At 41.1% G+C, this 21599-nt stretch carries 16 protein-coding genes; 3 read left to right on the top strand and 13 right to left on the bottom strand.

What is annotated here, in order from left to right; translation table 11 throughout:
* Window positions 1-53 precede the first annotated feature (53 nt).
* Complete coding sequence (gene addA, locus D8845_RS00280) at window positions 54-3704, bottom strand: helicase-exonuclease AddAB subunit AddA (protein WP_125451971.1); 3651 nt, start codon at window positions 3702-3704, stop codon at window positions 54-56.
* Window positions 3701-6976 (bottom strand): ATP-dependent nuclease subunit B, encoded by a 3276-nt coding sequence (rexB, locus tag D8845_RS00275; RefSeq protein WP_125451969.1) that lies wholly within the window; start codon window positions 6974-6976, stop codon window positions 3701-3703. Before rexB ends, addA begins: the two co-directional genes overlap by 4 nt.
* Before the next feature lie 117 nt (window positions 6977-7093).
* Here rexB and D8845_RS00270 point away from each other — a divergent pair, with 117 nt between their 5' ends.
* The 3 genes from D8845_RS00270 (at window position 7094) to D8845_RS00260 (ending at window position 9716) form a co-directional block, all read left to right on the top strand.
* Window positions 7094-7903: a Cof-type HAD-IIB family hydrolase gene (locus tag D8845_RS00270; protein WP_125451967.1), complete on the top strand. Its 810-nt coding sequence runs from the start codon at window positions 7094-7096 to the stop codon at window positions 7901-7903.
* Between the two features lie 141 nt (window positions 7904-8044).
* On the top strand, window positions 8045-8953 hold the full coding sequence (locus D8845_RS00265; RefSeq protein WP_125451965.1) for an ATP-binding cassette domain-containing protein: 909 nt from the start codon (window positions 8045-8047) through the stop codon (window positions 8951-8953).
* A gap of 10 nt (window positions 8954-8963) precedes the next feature.
* Window positions 8964-9716, top strand: coding sequence for an ABC transporter permease (locus D8845_RS00260; RefSeq protein ID WP_049523752.1), 753 nt, complete (start codon window positions 8964-8966; stop codon window positions 9714-9716).
* 38 nt (window positions 9717-9754) lie between these two features.
* On the opposite strand, the gene D8845_RS00255 is transcribed toward D8845_RS00260, so the two are convergent.
* From D8845_RS00255 to D8845_RS00205, 11 genes are all read right to left on the bottom strand, one after another.
* Entirely contained in the window at window positions 9755-10633 is an 879-nt protein-coding gene (locus D8845_RS00255) for a sensor histidine kinase (RefSeq protein WP_125451963.1), read from the bottom strand.
* Complete coding sequence (locus D8845_RS00250; RefSeq protein WP_125451961.1) at window positions 10630-11331, bottom strand: response regulator transcription factor; 702 nt, start codon at window positions 11329-11331, stop codon at window positions 10630-10632. Before D8845_RS00250 ends, D8845_RS00255 begins: the two co-directional genes overlap by 4 nt.
* Before the next feature lie 190 nt (window positions 11332-11521).
* Window positions 11522-12397, bottom strand: a complete 876-nt coding sequence (gene aguB, locus D8845_RS00245; RefSeq protein WP_125451960.1) for an N-carbamoylputrescine amidase — start codon at window positions 12395-12397, stop codon at window positions 11522-11524.
* Window positions 12398-12406: 9 nt separating this feature from the next.
* A complete protein-coding gene (gene aguA, locus D8845_RS00240) occupies window positions 12407-13492 on the bottom strand; it encodes an agmatine deiminase (RefSeq protein WP_125451958.1) in 1086 nt (361 codons plus the stop codon).
* A complete protein-coding gene (nspC, locus tag D8845_RS00235) occupies window positions 13489-14616 on the bottom strand; it encodes a carboxynorspermidine decarboxylase (RefSeq protein WP_125393771.1) in 1128 nt (375 codons plus the stop codon). Before nspC ends, aguA begins: the two co-directional genes overlap by 4 nt.
* Window positions 14616-15875 (bottom strand): saccharopine dehydrogenase family protein, encoded by a 1260-nt coding sequence (locus D8845_RS00230; protein ID WP_125393772.1) that lies wholly within the window; start codon window positions 15873-15875, stop codon window positions 14616-14618. Before D8845_RS00230 ends, nspC begins: the two co-directional genes overlap by 1 nt.
* Window positions 15872-16732, bottom strand: a complete 861-nt coding sequence (gene speE / locus D8845_RS00225; RefSeq protein WP_000366710.1) for a polyamine aminopropyltransferase — start codon at window positions 16730-16732, stop codon at window positions 15872-15874. Before speE ends, D8845_RS00230 begins: the two co-directional genes overlap by 4 nt.
* Window positions 16733-18193 carry an aminotransferase class I/II-fold pyridoxal phosphate-dependent enzyme gene (locus tag D8845_RS00220; RefSeq protein WP_125451956.1) on the bottom strand — a complete coding sequence of 487 codons (1461 nt, stop codon included), beginning with the start codon at window positions 18191-18193 and terminating at the stop codon, window positions 16733-16735.
* A 553-nt stretch (window positions 18194-18746) separates the two neighbouring features.
* Window positions 18747-19058 carry a hypothetical protein gene (locus D8845_RS00215; RefSeq protein ID WP_125451954.1) on the bottom strand — a complete coding sequence of 104 codons (312 nt, stop codon included), beginning with the start codon at window positions 19056-19058 and terminating at the stop codon, window positions 18747-18749.
* Window positions 19059-19177: 119 nt separating this feature from the next.
* Entirely contained in the window at window positions 19178-20920 is a 1743-nt protein-coding gene (locus tag D8845_RS00210) for a glycoside hydrolase family 13 protein (RefSeq protein WP_125451952.1), read from the bottom strand.
* A 176-nt stretch (window positions 20921-21096) separates the two neighbouring features.
* On the bottom strand, window positions 21097-21588 hold the full coding sequence (locus D8845_RS00205; RefSeq protein WP_125451950.1) for a phosphoribosylanthranilate isomerase: 492 nt from the start codon (window positions 21586-21588) through the stop codon (window positions 21097-21099).
* Window positions 21589-21599 lie beyond the last annotated feature (11 nt).

The raw sequence follows: 21599 nt of genomic DNA, 5'->3' as shown, positions 1-21599 counted from the left end.
CCTACGGCAAGGTGAAGCTGACCTGGTTTGAAGAGATTTTCGAAGAGTATAAATTATACTTTTACAACTTGAACCTCGTCTTTACCGAGTAAAATCAAGTATTTGTCAATATTTTCAATCGAATAGGCTCGAGATAAAGCCTCTCCGTATAGGGCTAATTGAGCACGATAGCGATCAATGAGTTGACTTGGATCATCATAGCGGTCTGTCTTATAGTCGAACAGAACAATTTTATCTTCGTAAAGTAGATAGCCATCAAGGATACCACGGACAACGAAGTCTTCCTTACTCTTTTGGTCTCGTTTGAGCATGGAGAAAGGTTGCTCGCGATAAAGATGGTCGGTATTTGCAAGAATTTCCTGACCGAGTGCTGTGTCAAAGAATGCAAGAATTTTAGCAAGATTGATCCTGTCTCTGACAGCTGGGCTAGTTTGAACTTGTTTAAGAATTTCTGTCAGACTAGCAAGCGTTGGTCTCTGACTGAGATCCATTCTCTGCATGAGTTCGTGGGTAGCACTACCAATCTCAGCTCCAGTCACCTTTTCTTTGGTTGAAAAATCTGGCAACTCAAAGCTAATTTTCTTGTCTACTGCCTGGCCTTGACTAGCAATCTCGACACCTTCCATATCCATAACGGGTTCGTAGAATTTCTTGATTTGACTTGGGGTTTGAACACTAGGAAGTTCAATGGCTGCGCGGTGAAGAGTATTATAGACTTCAACCTCTTTCAGCATTTCAAGGGCTTCTTTGATGGTTTCTGACTGACGGTTATCTACTTGAGAGCTATCTTGGAGAGGGCTCTTGTTTTCCAACTCTCCGATAGCTTCTCTAGTCAGCTGATCTTCACCAACAAAACGATAGCTAAAGTTGAGATGATCCTTTGCAAACACTTTGCTGATAGCCCAAAGCCAATCTTGGAAATTCCTTGCTTGAAGTCTAGTGTTACTGTTTAGTTTTCCATTTTTAGCTGCTGGGTATTCCTTGGCTTCCAGCTTTTCACGAGAACCCTTGCCGACAAGATAGAGCTTTTTCTCAGCACGCGTCATGGCAACGTAAAGGAGACGCATCTGCTCTGAATAGCTTGCCAGCTGTAATTCCTCTTCGTTCTGTCTATAGGTCAGGCTAGGAATAGAGAGCTTGATGGTTTTAGGATAGTGATTTTCCACTGCTCCCGTCTCCATCTTGGCAATATACTTGACACCTAGTCCATTTTTACGACTGAGAATGACTTCTGACATGCTGTCTTGCTTGTTGAAATCTTGATCCATATTGAGTATAAAGACGTAAGGAAACTCCAGCCCTTTACTCTTGTGGATGGTCATGAGCTCTACTGCATCTTTTGGCGGTGCGACAGCCACGCTTGCAAGATCGTGCTGGGCTTCTAAAACTTGATCAATCATGCTAATAAAACGTGACAAGCCTTTGAAATTACTCTTTTCAAACTGATCAGCACGCAGAGCTAGGGCATAGAGATTTGCCTGTCTAGCAGGCCCATTTGGCAAAGCCCCAACATAATCGTAGTAAAAACGGTCGTTATAAATCTTCCAAATCAGGTCATAGAGGGAGTGGGTTTTGGCATACAAACGCCAAGAGGCTAAGATATCCATGAATTGCTTTAGTTTCTCAGCTAGAGCTGAGTGAATCAAGCCTTTTTGGCTGCTTACCTGTTTTTGAGCATTTACTAGTTTCTCATAGAGATTTTCTTGGATTTTATCCTCTGCTTTCTGAAGAGATAAACGTGCTAACTCGTCCTCATCAAATCCAAACATAGGAGACTTCATAAGGGCAACCAAGGCATAGTCTTGAAGAGGATTGTGAATGACACGAAGGGTGTCTAGCATGACTTGCACTTCTAGGGATTGAAGATAATTGTTTTGCTCTCCGTCAGTTTTGACAGGAATTCCGTACTCAGACAGGGCGAGAAGAATCTGGTCATTACGACTGCGGCTGGAGGTCAGAAGGGCAATTTCTTTAAAGGCAACACCTTGTTCCTGATGGAGTTTCAGAATCTCCTTAATGACTAATCGCATCTCACCAGTTAGTTTTGTTTCTGTTTGACTCTCTTCTTCCTCACTTGTGTCGTCCTTGTCGTAGAGGAGAAATTCTGCCTTGTTGTCTGGATTGGGAGTCAGTTTGGTATTGGCAAAAACAAGCTGGTGCATGTTATCATAGTTGATTTCGCCGACCTCTTGGTCCATGAGACGTTCAAAGACATCATTGGTTGCTGACAGTACTTCTGAACTACTACGGAAATTTTCCTTGAGGAGAATTAGCTTGCCTTCTTTTGGATTTTGCGCATAGCGTTGGAATTTTTCATTGAAAATCTGCGGATCTGCCTGACGGAAACGATAGATAGACTGCTTGATATCTCCCACCATAAAGCGATTGTGGCCATTCGACAGCAATTCCAACATCCGTTCTTGAATGTGGTTGGTATCCTGATACTCATCGACCATGACTTCGTGGAAACGTTCCTGATAAGCTTCACGAACTTGCGGGAATTTCTCTAAAATCTCAATGGTGTAATGGCTGATATCAGCGAATTCAAAGGCATTTTCCTGACGTTTACGCTGACGATAAGATTCTACAAAATCACTCATGAAGGCTTGGAAGGTTTTAGCTAGTTCCCAGGAGTCTTCATGGTAACGTTCTTGATAGTCGAGAATCGTTATCTGATCTGCTAGTTGTCCTAGTTTAGCAAACTGGGTCTTTCTCTCTTCGTTATAGGCATCAGCCAGTGGCTTCAAATCAGCCTTACGACTGGCATTAGTTAGAGATCTACCGTTTTTCTCTTTCGAAATTGCGACGACACGCGCAAGCACTACTTGATAAGCCTGACTATCGGACTCCTGATTTAAGGAGGCAATTTCATCCAAAACTAACTGAACATTTTCTAAATAGGGAGCCTTTGCAAACTCCTTGGCATCATTATCCAGATGATAACGGAAAAAGCTTTCCAAATCCCAAAGGGCTTGCTGGATTTGTGTGGTCAGTTTTTCTTTTTCACTGATAAAATCAGCCTCTTCAAAACCTTTGAGGAAAGATTCACTTAACCATTTCTGAGGATTGCTGGTGGATTGGAGGAAGTCATAGATTTTATAGACCTGCTGGCGCAGACCACGTTCATCCTTGCCACGCCCTGCAAAATTTTTCAGCAAATGACTAAAGGTCTCTTTCTGTTTGCTTTGGTAATAGGCTTCAAATACCTCATGAAAGACTTCGTTTTTTAGAAGAAGTTGCTCGCTTTGGTTTTGTAAAATACGGAAATTTGGCGCAATATCAAGCAGATAACCATGTTTGCCAAGGAATTTTTGTGTAAAAGAGTCCATGGTTCCGATGGATGCGTTGGGTAGGTCTGCCAACTGGCGACCCAAGTGTTGTTTGAGGTCAACATCGATACTTTCTTGGATTTGTTGGCTTATTTTTTTCTCCAAACGTTCTTTAAGCTCTGTGGCAGCTTTGACGGTAAAGGTTGAGATAAAGAGTTGACTGATTTCCACTCCACGCGCCAATTGGTCCAAAATACGCTCGGCCATGACAAAAGTCTTCCCAGAACCAGCCGACGCTGAAACCAGGATATTCTGACCAGAAGTGTAGATAGCTTCGATTTGCTCGGCAGTCTTCTTTTGTTCCTTGCTCGAATTTGCTTCTGCTTCTTGCAGTTTTTGAATCTCCTCCTCAGTTAAAAAGGGAATAGGCTTCATCGATTCAACTCCTCTCTTATTTTTTCAAACCAAGCTTGCTTGAATTTTTCTCCGACCAGACGCTTGCCATCAGCTAAGTCCAACTTTTCTAGGAAACGGGCTTGACCCAAGTGGTAATTGGCTTCAAATCCAGTGATGGCTTGGTGTTGCTGAACATACGGTGCAATACTTCTGCCATTTTCGGTATAAGGATTAATGGCGAACTGGCCTGTTAAAATCTTCTCAGCTGCTTTCTTGTAAAGTTGGGCATTGTAGTCCAGCAGGAGCTGGAATTCCTCATCCGTCAGCTGATTGGTCTTGTTTTTATTATAAAATTCGCCCAAATGACTGCTTTCTTTTTCTAAAAAGAGGCCTTGGTATTTCATAGATTTGCTGGCTTCTACTACTGCACCTGCTAGACTTTTAACGGCCATCAGAGATTGGACAGGCTCAGCCATTTCCAAGTACATGGCACCGAAAAAGTTCTGCTCCCCTTCTCTTTTTAGGGCAGCTAGATAGGTTGGCAACTGGGAATTGAGCCCATTAAAGAAATGAGGAAACTGGAACTGAGTCAGACTAGATTTGTAGTCTACCACTCCAATCGCCCCATCAGCTTTTAATCGGTCAATGCGGTCAACCTTACCTCGTACAAAGACACTGCGTCCATTGTCTAATTGAATAAAGGCCTGCTCTTTTCCACCAAAATTTGCCTCTTCTTTAATAGTCTCGATGGCTCGATTATGGCGGAGAATGTGACCAGTCGTCCGTGCAACATCAAGCAAAACTTCCTTGGTAAACTGGGCTTCCAAACTTTCCTGATAAATAGCCTCAAATTCCCGTTCTTGACTGGTTTCTTGGATAGCCTGTTCTAGACGTTTGTCAAAGGAATCTTCGTCAGGCAACTGCAAGGCGCGTTCAAAAATGCGGTGTAAGAAATTCCCATGACTACGAGCATCTGGACGCAGGCGCAATTCCTCCTGCAAGCCTAACACGTAGCGAAGAAAATAACTATATTCATTGCGATAAAACTCCGTCAAACCGGAGGTAGACAGGTAAAACTCCTGATTAGTAGGATAAAGAGCTTGTAAGGTATCCTTGGCTAAGGGCTTGCTACTCGGGCTGGTTGGCAGGGCTGGATTTTCCAGACCTTGCTGGTCTAGTTTTTTACTCATCACACGCGCCAGCACCTTAATAAATGTCAAATCTTGTTCATTCTCACTCGTCTCACTCTGCTGATGATAGGCAACCAGACTAGACAAAAGACTGTGATAGGACCCCATATCCTCCTTAGACAGCCCTTTGTGATTCATCCTTTTCTCTTTCCGCCTAAATCCAAAATGGACCAACTCTTGAAGATAGGCTGACTCCTTGCTTTCACTTTCATTAAAAAGGCTTGGAGCCGACAAGATCAACTGCTTACGAGCAGAATTGACCAAGGAAAGCATAGTATAGCGATTTTTCTTGAGATTCTCACTACTTGCAATCAGCAATTGAACGCCTTCTTCAGTCGCTTGGTTTAGACTTTGTCTTTCTTCATCAGTCAAAAGACTAGTGTTTTGCGCAATTTTTGGTAAATGATCCTGAGTCAGCCCAATGGCATAGACAAAGTCAGCTGTCAGAGGCGCAATCAAATCGTAACTCTGCACCAGAACAGTGTCCACTGTTGCTGGAATGGTACGGTATTGGGACAAACTCATTCCAGAATGGAGCAAGGCTAGAAAGTCCTCTAGACTAACTTGTGAACCAGCAAAAACGGTCGCAAATTGTTCTAAAACATGACAGAAAGCCTTCCAAACTTCAGCTTGTCTTTCCTGTTCAAGAGCTTCCATGGTGGCTGTCAAATCTTGTAACTGCTTGGTCACAGCTCCTTCTTTTAGAAAAGAGTTCCACTTTTGCAAGAGATTTTCAGCCTTTTGTTTTCGGCTAGCAAAAAGAGTCTCAAGAGGTGTTAAAATACGCAGACGAAGGGCATTCAAACGCCCTAAATCAAATTTTCCATGGTGGGATTTGGTGAAGGCTTGCTGAAAGGCTGGCAAGCCATTGATACTAAGATAGCGGATATATTGCTCAAAAGCATCAATATCAGCCTGAGTAAGGTCGGTGTACAAACCTGTTCTAAGAAGGTTGATCAAATCCTCCTGACGGAAACGATAGCGTTTCAAAGTCAAAATAGATTCGACAAACTGTGTCAAGGGATGATGAGCCATGAATTCGCTTCTACCAAGATAGAAAGGAATCTGATACTGGTCAAAAATCGTTTTTAGAGATAATTGATAAGAAGCTACATCCCCCAAGAGAATACGGAAATGCTTGTAACTCAGATCTGAGTTCTCATGCAATTTCTGACGGATGCTACGGGCTACCAACTCCAACTCTTCCTTTTGCGTCAAACAAGACCAGATTTGTAAGTTTTCACGGTCTTTCTCATCGACATCCAAAGAGAGTTCTGAAAAGTCATAAGAAGACTCCAACAAACGAGAGGCCTTGTCAAAACTATCCATCTTCTCATGAGTTTGAGAATAATCCAGAGCAGGAGTTTGGTATTTAGAGGCTAAATGATGGAGAAACTCCACACTGGCTTGATAGAGATTACCCTCACTAAAAGGGCTAGTATAGGCTTTCTTACTAGCATAGGCTCCAATGACAATCTCAACACCCTTGCCGTGAAGTAGGTCCACAATCCGCTCTTCTTCGGCAGAAAAACGGGTAAATCCATCAATAACCAAGGCGATTTGAGTAAAATCACTACTTACCTTGTTATTCTCGATAGCCTCAATCAAATGGGACAACTGACTTCCCTGAGCCAATTGCCCTTGATTGAGATAGGCCGTTACTTTCTCAAAAATCAAGAGTAAATCGGCTCTCTTGTCCTCATCCGTCAAACTCTCCAAGTCCAAAAAACTCATTTGAGCAGTCGTCATCTCGTGATAAAGATCAATCAACTGCTGGATAAATTGAGGATCCTGCTTGATAGCTCCATAAACACGTAAATCCTTAGGATCAAGTTCGGCAAGGCATTTGTAAAAGGCCATCCCAAGACCGATGTCATCTAGACTGGTTTTGGCAGACAAATCATTCAAAATCAGGTAACGAGCCATTTGAGCAAAGCGCGTAACGGTAATCGCAAAAGAAGCCTGCTGGGATAAGCATTCCAGCACGGCGCGTTCCTTTTCAAAAGAAAGAGAGTTGGGAGCGATGTAGAAGACCCGCTTGCCCGCAGCAACTAACTCCTCCGCCTCTCTGGTTAGAATTTCTGTCAAAGAAGTCCGAATATCAGTATAAAGTAATTTCATCTCTGCCTCGTTGGAATTTTTCATTACCCTATATTATACCATGATTAGCCCGAAGATTCCTCCTTCTTTCCTCCAAAATATGCTATAATAATACCAAAAGATAAAGAAGGAAGTCTTATGATTAAACTACTAGCCTTGGATATGGACGGAACCCTCCTCAATGAAGCCAAGGAAATTCCACAAGCTCACATTACTGCTATTCACAAAGCTATTGAAAAAGGTGTCAAACTAGTTCTCTGTACAGGTCGCCCGCTTTTCGGTGTCCTCCCCTACTACAAAAAACTGGGACTTGACCTCCAGAATGAGTATGTGATTGTTAACAACGGTTGCTCAACTCACCAGACCAGTGATTGGAGTCTGGTTGATTGGCAAGAACTCAGTCCAGCAGACATCGAGTACCTCTATGACCTAGCTGAAAAAAGTGATGTTCAGTTTACTCTTTTTGATGAGGAACATTATTTTGTCCTCGGTGGTAAGCCTAATGAAATCATTGAAAATGATGCTAAACTAGTCTTTTCAGACCTGACTGAAATTTCCCTTGAGGAAGCTACCAGTGGTAAGTACCGTATGTTCCAAGGTATGTTTTTAGGTACAGAGGAGCAAACAGACGATTTTGAAGAGCGTTTTGCTACAGAACTCTGTCAACGATTCAGTGGAGTTCGTTCGCAGCCTGTCATTTATGAAGCCATGCCACTTGGAACGACAAAGGCTACTGCTCTTTCTCGTCTAGCTGAGATTTTGAAGATTGATTCCTCAGAAATCATGGCTATGGGCGATGCTAATAACGATATTGAAATGCTCCAATTTGCAGGGCTTGGTATTGCAATGGGAAATGCCAGCGATTATGTCAAATCTCTTGCGGATGCCGTTACAGCAAGCAACGAAGAAGATGGCGTTGCGCGTGCCATTGAGAAGTATATTTTATAATTAAGAAGCCCAGTTCATGCCAACTGGGTTTTGATATTTAAGAATTCTTAAAACTTTAGAAACTCTTTAGAAATCCTTGAGCTTTCTTTGATTTCTATGCTTTATACTAAAGTTAACAAAATAAATCAAAAGGAGAGAATCATGAAAACAGTACTTGACATTCATGGATTGTCCAAAAACTTCGACAAACAAGCTATCCTTCAGGATCTTCATCTAACGATAAGAGAGGGAGATATTTATGGACTTATCGGGAAGAACGGAGCTGGGAAGACCACTTTGATAAAAATCATTACGCAACTACTGTTTGCGGATAAAGGAACTGTTTCCCTCTTTTCTAGTCAATCGGAAAATGAGTGGACCAAGTCTCTATCGCGAGTAGGTTCAGTGATTGAATCACCTGTAGCTCATAATCACTTAACAGCCTACCAAAATCTGAAGTATTATTGTATGATTCGGCATATTCCAAATGCTGATATAGTCATTCGAGAAACCCTAGACTATGTCGGTTTGCCAGATACAGGTAAGAAAGTCTTTCGTGATTTCTCTCTAGGAATGAAACAAAGACTTGGTATCGCCATTGCCCTCCTATCCAAACCAGACTTCCTGATCTTAGATGAACCTATCAACGGTCTCGACCCAATCGGTATCAAAGAATTTCGACTAATGATTCAACGACTAAATCAAGAAAAAGGGATAACCATTCTCATCTCTAGCCATATCTTGTCAGAACTCTACCTCGTAGCTAATCGCTTTGGTATTTTAGATCAAGGAAAGATTATCCGTGAAATCAGCAAAGCTGAATTTGAAACACTAAGTGAAGATTACATTGTGCTTAAGACAGCCGAAAAAGAGAAAGCTTGTCAAGTATTGAAAGAACAAATCCAGCTCCAGTTCAAGGTTGTCAATCCTGAGAATGAAATCCACATCTTTGGTCAGGAACAAGATGTCAAACAGATTCTTAAGGAATTAACCTTGGCAGATGTCGCCATTGACGAGATTTACTATGCCCGTCAAAACCTAGAAGAATACTTCACTCAATTGGTCCAATAGGAGGAAAATCATGATACATACCATTCAAGCAGATTTTTACCGTCTTTTCCGCTCCAAAGGATTCTGGATTACAGAATTCATTCTCTTTGTCCTCTTGCTACTGGGTGCCACTATCGGGGCTACAGGCCATCTGATGGCAATCCAGACAGAAGAACCAGAAATTCCAACCCATGGTTGGGACGGTATTCAAGCTCTTATCAATGCGTCTAGCAATGATTCAAACCTTGTTTTTCTCTGCATTATTCTAACATGTTTAGTTCTTGGGGTCGATCTAATCGGAAAGCTTTATAAAAATAGTTTGACAGTTGGCGTTTCTCGTACAGAGTTTTTCTTCGCTAAATCCTTTGTTCTAGCAAGTATCGCTCTCTTACAACTCATCGCCAGCCTTGTGATTGCTTTTGTTCCCTCAACTCTACTAAACGGACTTGGTACGATACCTGATGGTTTTGTTACTAATCTCCTCTTAATGATTTTCCTTCAATTTCTCTGCCTTCTCGCTTGGCTTTCGATTATTTCCTTTATTCTCTACCTGACTCATTCTTATCTTGCCGTATTTATTGGTTATCTGATTAGCTCTATCATCCTTTCTATGCCAATGATCATTTTTCCAAATATCAAATTTTTACCATATTTGTCCTTGCATTTTTCCTATGCTATGACTGCTAATAGTGAATCCATTTTCTATACCCTTATAGTTACCTTAGCTGTTATTGTAATCTTTAATCTAAGTGGACTGGCAGTTTTCAAAAAGAAAAGTCTATAAAAAAGACCTCCTCTAGCCTACAGAGGAGGTTTCTTTTGTTAAAAGTAAATAAAAACTGATAACCACTGTCCATCTGTGCTTAGTTTCATCTCTGCACCGAGAAGATGACATAATTCCTCAGTGATATAAAGGCCTAAACCAGAGGATTCTTCAGTATCTGACATATTTTCAGAATAAAAACGATTGCTGAGATTTTCTATTCTTTTGATGGGCTGTTTGACAAGGTTTGCAATCTCTAAGACAAGCTGTTCCTTTTCCTTTCTCAAAGATAGCCTCGCTTCTTCCTTGCCATGCTTGAGGACATTTCCAAGCAGATTTTGTAAAATTCGATCCAGCAAGTCTTCATCAGTCCTTGTTGTTAAACCAGCTTCAACCTTAAAATCAAGCATGATATTTGCCGCCTGAAAAACATCATAATAAGCTAGAGTCTTTTTAGTGATAAAAGCTGAAAAATCCACTTCTTCCAGTTTCGGTTTGACAGACCCTTCCATCAAACGACGATATTCTAGAAGAGCCTCCAAACGTTTGGAAACTAAATCAAGATGCTGGGCTATTTTTTGTAAGGTTTCTGATTTGTTTTCAGGAGTTTTTATCAATTGTTGGGTGTAGCCTGAAGCGATAGTCAGAGGCGTCCGAATATCATGGGCAATATTGCTGATGGCCATATCCAGAGTCTGCTTTTCCCTTTTCATCACCAACCGAGATTGTTCCACTTCCTGAAATAGATTCTCAATCTGCTGGTAGAGCTGTAAAAAATGTTTGGAAAAAATGCTGGCGCCAACTCTTTTCATACTACCCGTGAGAATCTTGTCTTCAATCTGTTGACTCAAGTTTTTAAGTGCTATATGGTAGCGAATCAATGCAATCGATAAAATAATCAGGAGTACCAGTAGGATAAAGATTATCATGTAGATCATTGATTGTCTCCTTTTAATCTTACCCCAACGCCCCAGATGGTTTCAATATATTCTTGATTTGGGTCAAGCTGGTTTAATTTTTTACGAAGATTACTCAAATGCGTATTGAGGGTGTTGTCTCCAGGTAGGTAGCTATCCTCCCAGACTAATTCATAAAGTTCTTCTTTTGTAAAAATTTTCTTAGGGTGTTTAAGGAGAGTTTGGAGAATCAAGCATTCTTTCTTAGCAAGACGAATCGTTTCCTGACTATTTTTGATTTCAAAACTTTCGGCATCAAACTGGATATTTTTCAAATTTTGTGGCAGATGTTCAGTTTTTCCTATTTCCATAGGCTGTTTTTCTACACTTTGGCGTAATTGAACAGTAACTCTGGCAAAGACTTCGTCCAAATCAAAAGGTTTCACTATGTAATCGTTGGCACCGTCTAAGAGGTATTGACTGATTAACTTCTTATCGCTCAAAGCTGTTAGCATAATGACTGGAATTTGACTTTGTTCCCTGATAGCTTTTAAAACCTGATCCCCATTTTTCCCAGGAAGCATGATATCTAGCAAAACGAGGTCAATCCCACCTTGGTCAAAAAGCATGATTCCTTCTGTACCAGAAAAGGCTTGAATCACCTCATGCTCCTCAGTAAGAAGTGTTCGCAAAATTTCTTGAATGTCACTATTGTCTTCAATAACCAATATTCTAGCCATAAATACCAACCTTTCTGCAACTATTATAGCATGTTTTATTGATAAAGCTTAAACAGAAAAGCTCCTCGCATCAAAGCGCGAGAAAGCCTTAGAGGATTAAAATATAAAATTCACTTCCTAGATGACCTAATATCCCTATAGTTACTAGTGAAAACGAGTCTAGCAGAATGAATCTCTCATTTCTCCCCTACTAGTCCGTAATCCGTTGATACATTTCTGGTCTTCTATCTCGAAACAAGCCCCAGTTTAGGCGTTCGCTTGCTCCCTTGTCTAGGTCATAAGTAGCTAACAGAACAGCTTCAGCTTGTCTTTCAGCTCGCTCTAGAATAGCTCCTGTTTCATCCGTCATAAAGGATGAACCGTAGAAGTCAAGACTGGAACTCTGTCCACCATTTTCCTCACTAGGCGTGACCTCTTCCAAGCCATAGCGATTGGCTGCAATAACTGGAACAATATTTGCTGCTGCGTGTCCTTGCATGGTACGTTGCCAATGGCCACAACTATCTGTATCCAAAATCGGCTCTGAACCGATGGCTGTAGGATAAAAGAGCAATTCAGCACCATTTAACGCAAGACAGCGCGCTGTTTCAGGGAACCATTGATCCCAACAGATACCGATACCAATCTTAGCGTAGCGCGTATCCCAGACCTTGAAACCTGTATTGCCAGGCGTAAAATAAAATTTCTCTTGATAGTAATGGTCGTCTGGTATGTGGGTCTTTCGATAAACACCCAGCACTTCCCCATCTGCATCAATAACGGCAATAGAGTTATACAAGACATTGCCATCTTTTTCATAGAAACTGATCGGTAAAACAACTTGTAGTTCCTTAGCAATCACCTTAAAATGCTGAATGGCAGTATTTTCTACTACAGATTGGGCATGCTGATAGTAGTCATACTTGCGTTCCTGACAGAAATAGGGACGTTCAAACAACTCGGGTAAAAGAATAATTTGTGCGCCTTGTTCTGCAGCATGACGTACTAAACGCTCTGCGGTTTGGATATTTGTTGCCACATCCTTAGCGCATTTCATCTGAATAGCTGCAACTCTTACATTTCTCATCTTTTTCTCCTATTCTGGGATTTGTTGGGTGATACAGTGGATATTGCCACCACCTAATAGAATATCTCTGGCTGGAATTCCGACAACTTTACGGTCTGGGAAACACTTACTGAGGATATCTAAGGCCACTTGATCGTTTTTATCTTGAAACTGGGGAACAAGGACAGCCTTGTTGGCGATATAAAAGTTTACGTAGGAAGCTGCTAGTCGTTCACCTGCGTATCGCTCTTCTTCTCCTTCTTCATAGATGTAGCCTGGCAAATCCTCTTTGGTTACAACTTGATGAAGGGCTGGAATTGGAAGTTTATGAATGGTGAAGTGACGACCTTTTGCATCTGTTTCCTTTTCTAAAAGCGCTAAATCAGCTGCTGACATGGCATATTGAGGATCGCTTTTGTCGTCTGTCCAAGCCAAAACAAGCTCAGCAGGACCAACAAAGGCAGCAACATTGTCAACGTGTTCATTGGTTTCGTCCTGATAAATACCATAAGGAAGCCAAATGACTTTTTCAGCTCCAAGGTACTCTAATAAGGTACTCTCGATTTCCTCTTTAGTCAGATGAGGATTGCGACCAAGACTGAGAAGGCAACTTTCAGTTACGATAATGGTTCCTTGACCATCGCTATGTATCGCTCCGCCTTCTAGGACAAAAGGTTTGGCATCATAAACAGGCATTTCCAAGGACTCAGCAAAACGACTGGCTACTTGGTCATCATCTTCATAATCTTGATAAAGACCATCAACAGCACCACCCCAGGCATTGAAAGACCAATCCATGGCTAATTTCTGGCCTTTATCATTGACAAGAATGGTCGGACCTGTATCACGAGCCCAGGCATCATTGGTGGGAATGTCTAGATAAATAACGCTATCTCCAAGGTAGTCTTGGGCTTCAGCTAAGTAGTCTTGGTCCACCAAAAGATAGACTCTTTCTCCTTCTGCTATGGTCTTAATAATCTGGCTGAAAGCTCTTTTAGCAGTTTTACCTTGAAAAGGCCATGATCCTGGTCGAGTCGGCCATATCATGAGGGTACCATGATGGGGTTCGTACTCTGCCGGCATGCGATAGCCTAATTTTTGGGGACTGTCCATCATGATAATCTCCCTTTAAAATCTTGATAGCCGAAGGCTTTGACTAAGCTACAGTCACCCTGATCGTCCATGAGATAGAGACTTGGCAATCCAATACCATTAAAGGTGTTATTTTTAACAAATGAGTAAATAGCCATGTCTTCAAAATAAAGTCTATCACCGATTTGGACTGGATTTTCAAAACTATAATCACCAATTACATCGCCCGTCAAACAGGTATTAGAAGAAAGTCTGTAGGTATGGGCTTTTTCCTGTGCCTCAAAGCCATTTCTCAAAGGTGGACGATAGGGCATCTCAAGTACATCAGGCATATGGCAGGTCGCAGAGGCATCTAAAACCAAGATTTCCATACCGTTTTCTACAATATCTAATACCTCAGTTGCTAAATAACCCGCATTGAGCGCAATGGCTTCACCCGGCTCGATATAGATTTCAAGATTGTAAGTTTCTCGGATACGCTTGATTTCAGAAATCAGCAAATCTACATCATAGTCCTCTCTTGTGATGTGATGTCCGCCCCCCATATTGAGCCATTTGACTTCATGTAAATAAGAACCAAATTGTTCTTCTACAGCTTTCAAAGTTGTCTGTAAATCATCTGCTCCCTGCTCGCAAAGGGTGTGAAAATGAAGACCATCCACCAAATCCAGCAAATCACTCGGTATCTTGTCTGAAGTTACTCCAAAACGGGAGCCAGGTGCACAAGGGTCATAGAGCGCGTGGTCATCTTGAGTTGAACACTTAGGGTTGAGGCGCAAACCAACACTGACACCAGCCTCCCGACAACGGGCCCCATGTTTACGCAACTGTCTCTCTGAGTTAAAGACGATATGGTCTGTTATCTCAAGCAATTCCTCCAAGTCCGCATCCTTGAAAGCTGGCGCAAAGACATGGACTTCACCAGGAAATTCTTCCTTTGCTAATTTAGCCTCGTAGAGACCACTTGCAGTTGTACCAGATAGATATTGGCTAATCAAGGGATAGGTTTTGTAGAGGGAATAGGCCTTCTGGGCAAGCAAAACCTTGCAACCAGCCTCTTCTTGAACATATTGTAGAATGTGGCAGTTGGCTTCTAACTTGGCCAAGTCAACAACATAAGCTGGTGTGGGTACTTGTTCTAAATTCATTAGTCCACCATTTGTGGATTTTCAACCACAACCCAAGGCAAACCATACTCATTCAAAGCTTCCATAAATGGATCTGGATCCAATTCTTCAAGATTATACACTCCAGCTTGTTTCCAAGTTCCGTTCATAACCAATTTTGTCCCAATCATGGCTGGAACTCCTGTTGTGTAAGAAATAGCTTGTGAACCAACTTCTGCGTAACATTCCTGATGGTCACAAACATTGTAGATATAGATGGTCTTTTCAACACCGTCTTTGACACCTGTAAAGATACAGCCGATATTGGTTTTACCTACAGTACGTGGGCCAAGGCTAGCAGGATCTGGAAGCAAGGCTTTCAAAAATTGGATTGGAACAATTTCTTGGCCGTTAAAGTTCATGGTATCCGTACGAAGGAGACCGACATTTTCCAAACATTTCATGTGCGTCAAGTATGATTGACCAAAAGTCATAAAGAAACGAATGCGTTTGACTCCAGGAATGTTTTTGGCCAATGATTCGATTTCTTCATGGTGAAGAAGATACATGTCTTTTTGTCCAACTTGAGGGAAATCATACTCACGCTTGATAGACATAGCTTCGACTTCGACCCATTTTCCATCTTCCCAGTAAGAACCTGGCGCAGAAACCTCGCGCAGGTTGATTTCTGGGTTGAAGTTTGTTGCAAATGGATAACCGTGGTCACCACCATTACAGTCTAAAATGTCGATATAGTGGATTTCGTCAAAATAATGTTTAAGAGCGTAAGCTGAAAAAACGCTGGTTACACCTGGGTCAAAACCAGAACCAAGCAGAGCTGTCAAGCCAGCTTCTTTGAATTTTTCCTGATAAGCCCATTGCCATGAGTAGTCAAAGTAAGCAGTAAAACCAAGTTCCTTACAACGTTTTTCATAAATGGCACGCCATTCAGGGTCTTCTGTATCCTCTGCCTCGTAGTTAGCTGTGTCGATATAGTGAACACCTGTAGCCAAACAAGCATCCATAATGGTTAAATCTTGATATGGTAAAGCTACGTTCAAAACAGCTTCTGGCTTGTAGCTTTCAATCAGGGCAATCACTTCTTCAACCTTGTCAGCATCAAGAGCAGCTGTCTCAATTTTTGTACTTGTTTTACCTTCTAATTTATCCTTCAAGTCATCGCATTTTGACTTGGTACGGCTAGCGATCATAATTTCTGTAAAGGTTTCGCTATCTTGACAAATCTTTGAAATAGCAACTTGGGCAACGCCCCCACATCCAATAACTAATAAACGACTCATTTTTTTCCTTCCTCTTCTTCTAAAATGTCCTCAACATATTTGGGCAACATAAAGGCTCCCACGTGTAAGTTTGCAGTGTAGTATTCTGTGAAAAGCTGGCGTTTTTTCCAGCCTTCCTTGTCAAAATCTTTGATAGGGTGGTATTTTTTCGATGCAAATCCAAACAACCAATAACCAGCAGGGCTAGTTGGGATGTGGGCCTGATAGACCCGACTGATTGGAAAGGCTTGATTGACCTTGCGATGCATGCTTCGGCAAGCTGACTCATCCTCGTCAAAGAAGGGACTCCCATGCTGGTAAATCATGATTCCGTCTTCTTTAAGAGCACGATAACTGTTGCCGTAAAATTCCTTGGTAAAGAGTCCCTCCGTATGTCCAAATGGATCTGTCGCATCGTTGATAATGATATCATAATCATCTTCGCAGTTTCGCAAAAAGCGTAGCCCATTTTGGTAGTAAATGGTAACACGAGGATCATCTAGCCCTGCAGCAAAGTCTGGGAAATACTCACGACAGACCTCAACCAACATCTCATCTGGCTCCACAATATCGATTTGTTCCAGCTCAGGATAGAGTGTTAATACTTGGGCAACACCACCGTCGCCACCCCCAATAACCAAAACTTTCTTGGGATTTGGGTGGACAGCCATGGGAACGTGGACAGTCATTTCATTGTAGACAAAATCATCCGCATCTGAAAACAAAACATGCCCATTTAAAATCAATATTTTCCCAAAAGCTGGCGTATCCAAGACTTCGATATCCTGCCATTCGCTTTTACCAGCGTAGAGTTGCTTGGCTGTTCTCAGGGACAATTTCACATCTGGAGTATGAACTTCAGAAAACCATAAATCCATCTAGTTCTCCTTTCTCTTAATGACGTTGATGTGATTGACCTCAGGATCTTCCGTCCCTTGGAGTGAGCAACCACGTTCCTTGGCAAATTGGATATAGTCGACAATTTCTCGTGTAATGCGTTCTCCAGGAGCTAAGATAGGGATTCCTGGAGGATAGCACATGACAAATTCCCCACAGACTTGTCCAACAGATTCGTCTAAAGACAAACTTTTTCTCTCTGAATAGAAAGCTTCTTGTGGAGACAGCACTAACTCGGGCTGAATATATTCTCCAGCTATCAAGTCCTTTCCATCTCGTGAATAGAGTCTCTTAATATCAGCCAAAGCACCGACCAAGCGCTCGATGTCTTGGATACGGTCACCAATCGAAATATAAGCCAAGATATTACCAATATCACCAAACTCAATCTGAATGTCGTATTCATCTCGTAGGAGATCATAAACCTCGATACCTGTTAAGCCAATACCCTGAGTGTAAACTGACAACTTGGTCACGTCAAAATCGCAAACCGAAACACCGTCTATTAACTCTTTTGAGTAGGCATAGTAGCCACCTATGGCATTGATTTCACGACGAGCGTACTCGGATAGCTCAATGACATTCTCAAACGACTCTTGACCACGAAGAGCCAAGTTGCGACGCGAAATATCCAAACTAGCCATCAACAAATAAGAGGCGGATGTTGACTGGGTAAGGTTGATAATCTGACGAACATACTCGGGATTCATCTGCTCCCCGATTAAAAGAAGCGAACTTTGGGTCAAACTCCCACCAGACTTATGCATGGAAACTGCTGCCATATCAGCCCCTGCATCCATAGCAGAAATTGGAAGTTTATCTGTAAAATGCAAATGCGCTCCATGGGCTTCGTCCACTAAAACAAGCATGCCATCTTCATGAGCCATTTCTGTCAACCCCTTTAGGTCTGAACAGATTCCGTAGTAAGTGGGATTGTTAATCAAAATGGCCTTGGCATCTGGATGGTCCTTTATGGCCTTGGCTACTCGATCATTTTCAAGACCTAAAGCGATACCAATTTTAGGATCTACACTCATCTCGATATAGATGGGAATGGCACCACATAGAACCAGCGCATTGATAGCAGATTTATGGACATTTCTCGGCAGAATAATCTTATCTCCAGCCTTGCAGGTTGACAGAATCATAGTCTGCACCGATGAGGTTGTTCCCCCTATCATTAGAAAAGCATGGCTAGCTCCAAAAGCATCCGCCGCCAGCTCCTCTGCATCCCGAATAATCGAAATGGGATGGCCTAAATTATCCAAGGGTTTCATCGAATTGACATCAATTCCAACACATTTTTCTCCTAGTAGTTCAACAAGTTCTGGATTTCCCCGTCCACGCTTGTGACCTGGAACATCAAAGGGAACAATCCTTTTCTTGCGTAACTTCACCATAGCCTCATAAATTGGGGCTTGGTTTTGATCTAACTCCTTCAAGACATACTCCTTTACCGTATTTTTAGCGCTTCAAGAAGACGAAGGCAACTAAAGGTTGACTCATGAAAAAGAGCAGGATTTCACCTGCTCTGCAATCTTCTGACGTTTTTATGTTTGTTTCTGTTGAGTATGTCTGTTCCCGATGTTTCCTAACTCTCTAGTAGCAAATATTACGTACTTTATTGATCGTTTCACAAGATGACGTGTGCTTTCACCACACTAAAAATTTATGAATTAGGACAAACGTCCTAACATCAACTTATAAAAGTAGGCTTTTAACCCTATCAATAATGTGGCTTTTCAACCACGCTTCGGCATTCAACCCTGCCTGTCCGTAGGCATTTTTTACTCGGGTTTATATTTGCTAGAAAACATCATCTCATTTTCTAAGCTTTATTAATATAACATACTTCTAACAATCTGTAAAGTACTTTTTTGAAAAAATATCTATTTTTGTTCGGAAAAATAATATTTTATATAGATTTGTATAAGTTGTATAATGTGAAAGCGAATATAAAAAGAACTAGAAGGCTCTAGTTCTCAGATTTTATATTTAACGAATACTATGCTTATTCATCTTTTGTTCAAAGATAGTCGTGATAATCCGACGTAATTCTTCGCGTTCTTTTTCTGGTATTTCACCACTTGTTTGAGCTACAGCGTAGAGTTCAGGGTGTTCAATTGAAATGCGTTTAATCGTACGTGTCGTAGCATGTTTTCTGACGAAAAACGGAATTCGCTTAATCAAGTCTTGTGGTACTAGCGCAAGAATCTTCTCAGCAGTTTCCTTGTCACTAATCTTAGACGTCGTAAGTACCTTCTTAATCATTTTCTGTTCTTTTTCTGTAAAATCTTTTAATTCCATTCGATTAGTCCTCCTATTTTCTCTATGTTAAATTATATATCATTTGTAGCAAGACGACAAATAGTCTGTTTGTAAAATGCTCTCTATCCTACAATTTTCCTGACACTCTTAATTGCTCTTTAATGAAAAATCACAAATCCTTTTGGAGAGATGACAAGCTGATTCTCCAATTCTTGGCAATTGCTTGCTAGTGCTACTGCTTCTTTCTCGAAAATATAATCTTCTGTTGATTGGTTAAAGATTGCTTTGAAGATTTGGCCATCGTATTTCCATTCCAGAGCAACTACATCTTGTTTGATTTCTTTTAGGCTATACTGACCATGCTGAATGGTTGATAACGCTTGTTTTCTAATATTAATCAGCTTCTTCATAAAGTTCAGCATATGATTGTCACTTGATACACGTTCCCAAGGCATACAACGTCGACAATCTGGGTCTGGTCCTCCGGTTAAAGCTAACTCTGTTCCGTAATAGATGCAGGGTGTTCCTTTTTGTAAAAAGAGAAAGGCTAGAGCTGATTTGACCAGTTGAGCATCTTCATTGGCCGTCCACAAGATTCGTTCTGTATCATGTGAATCCAAGAGATTAAACATGACCTCTGAAATCTGCTGCTTGTAATACATAGACTGTCCATTGATTTCATCGATGAACTGGTCTGTCTTCTTAATTCCTCGTAAGAAATAGTCCTTGATACTATCAGATAAAGGATAATTCATGACAGCATGGAACTCATCTCCATTTAGCCAAGGCTGAGACGTATGCCAGACTTCTCCAAGGATATAAAGATCAGGCCTTTTAGCTAAAACTGCTTTTCGAAAATCCTTCCAAAACTGATGATCAATCTCATTAGCCACATCCAAACGCCAAGCATCAATATCAAACTCTTCAATCCAATAAGTCGCAACCTTTAAAAGATAATCCTTGACCTCTGGATTGGCCGTATTTAGCTTAGGCATATAGTCCTCGAAACCAAAAGCATGATAAGGCAACTCTCTCTTGTTGGCTAGTTTTTCAGTCATCACTGGGAATTGTTGAATATGAAACCAATCCTTATAAGCAGACTGTTCACCATTTTTGACAACATCTTGCCATTGAGGAGATTGCGAACCAATATGATTAAATACAGCATCCAGCATGATTTTCATGCCACGCTGATGCGCTTGCTCAACCAGCTCCCTAAAGGTCTCCTTGTCCCCAAAATGACGGTCAATTTCAAAGTAATTCGTCGTATTGTACTTATGATTGCTCGTAGATTCAAAGATAGGACAAAGATAAAGTCCAGTAATTCCCAAGTCTTGCAAGTAATCCAGATGGTCAATAATCCCCTGTAAATCACCACCAAAGAAATCATCACTATTAGGTGTGATAAATGAATCCCAGTCTAAAGTCTCTTCTGGGTTTAATAGAGCATTTCCATTAGCAAATCTCTCAGGAAATATCTGATACCATACCGTGTCTGAAACCCAGTTTGGCACTTGACATGCATCAATCTCATGTATATAAGGCAACTTAAATCCATTTCCAATGGCATGAAGATTTTCTAGAGAATTGTCCACACACCCTTTATCACCATACAAAATACTTTGACTTTCTGTATCCGTGAGTTCAAAGAGATACTGGATACGTGCAAAGTCGACGGACACTTCAACCTGCCAATAATCAAATAAGGTATCAGAAGTTATTTTGGCCATTTCTTTTGTATCCTGATAAAACTCCTCCATAAAGATAAAAGGGTCACCATAATGCAAGTTGATGCTTTCAATATCCCCTTTCTTAGTTCGAATCCGAATATGAAGTTTCTTATCCTTATAAAGATAGGCATACTCCGACTCTGGTCTGTGGTAAATGGCTGTTAATTCCACTGTATTTGTCTCCTGATTTACTTGGTTGTATTTACTACGCAAACGTTTTCATGGTTGTAATTCTAGTATACTACTTTCGTATTTTATTTTCAAGCTTTGTCCGTAGATTCTAGTGGTTTAGTTCTATAAATTAAAAAGCAGCCAGTCTTACAACTTGCTACTTTTCATATGATAATTTACAAATGTCTTTCCAGCCACTCGATCTTTTTAAAATCCTTATTGTTATTGTGCTCATTTCGATAAGAATCTTGGGAAGAAGCCTTGTAAATACTTAAAAACTGTTCCAAACTTGGAAGACGAAAAGTGATGTTTTCGAGATGAATCAACTCTATATCCGATTCCGAAACTCCTGCAAAATCAGGTAAAGAATCGATACTTCCGAATTCAACACTCAGACCATCTTTTTGGAATTCATGCTCATGAATATCTATTAAGTCATAGCCTAAGTGTTTCATCACTTTCATTATCTTGTCCCACTCATAAATTCTGAGATGATCAGGCGCTTCCCAACCTCTAGGATCACCAGGCACATGAATATCAATGTCAGACGGCCCCCATTCTTCATTTGATCGGTATTCAAACCCCAAAGACCCCATGAGAGTCGGTGTGATTCCGACTTGGTTTAAATGAGAACAAATTGTTCGAAATTCATCAAATAGAGAATTCATTCCTCCTCCAA

It is taken from the genome of Streptococcus mitis, assembly GCF_003942865.1.
In the GTDB taxonomy this organism is placed as follows: domain Bacteria; phylum Bacillota; class Bacilli; order Lactobacillales; family Streptococcaceae; genus Streptococcus; species Streptococcus mitis_BI.
The sequence above is the reverse complement of the archived record's forward strand: the minus strand, read 5'-3'. Positions and strand labels throughout refer to the sequence as shown.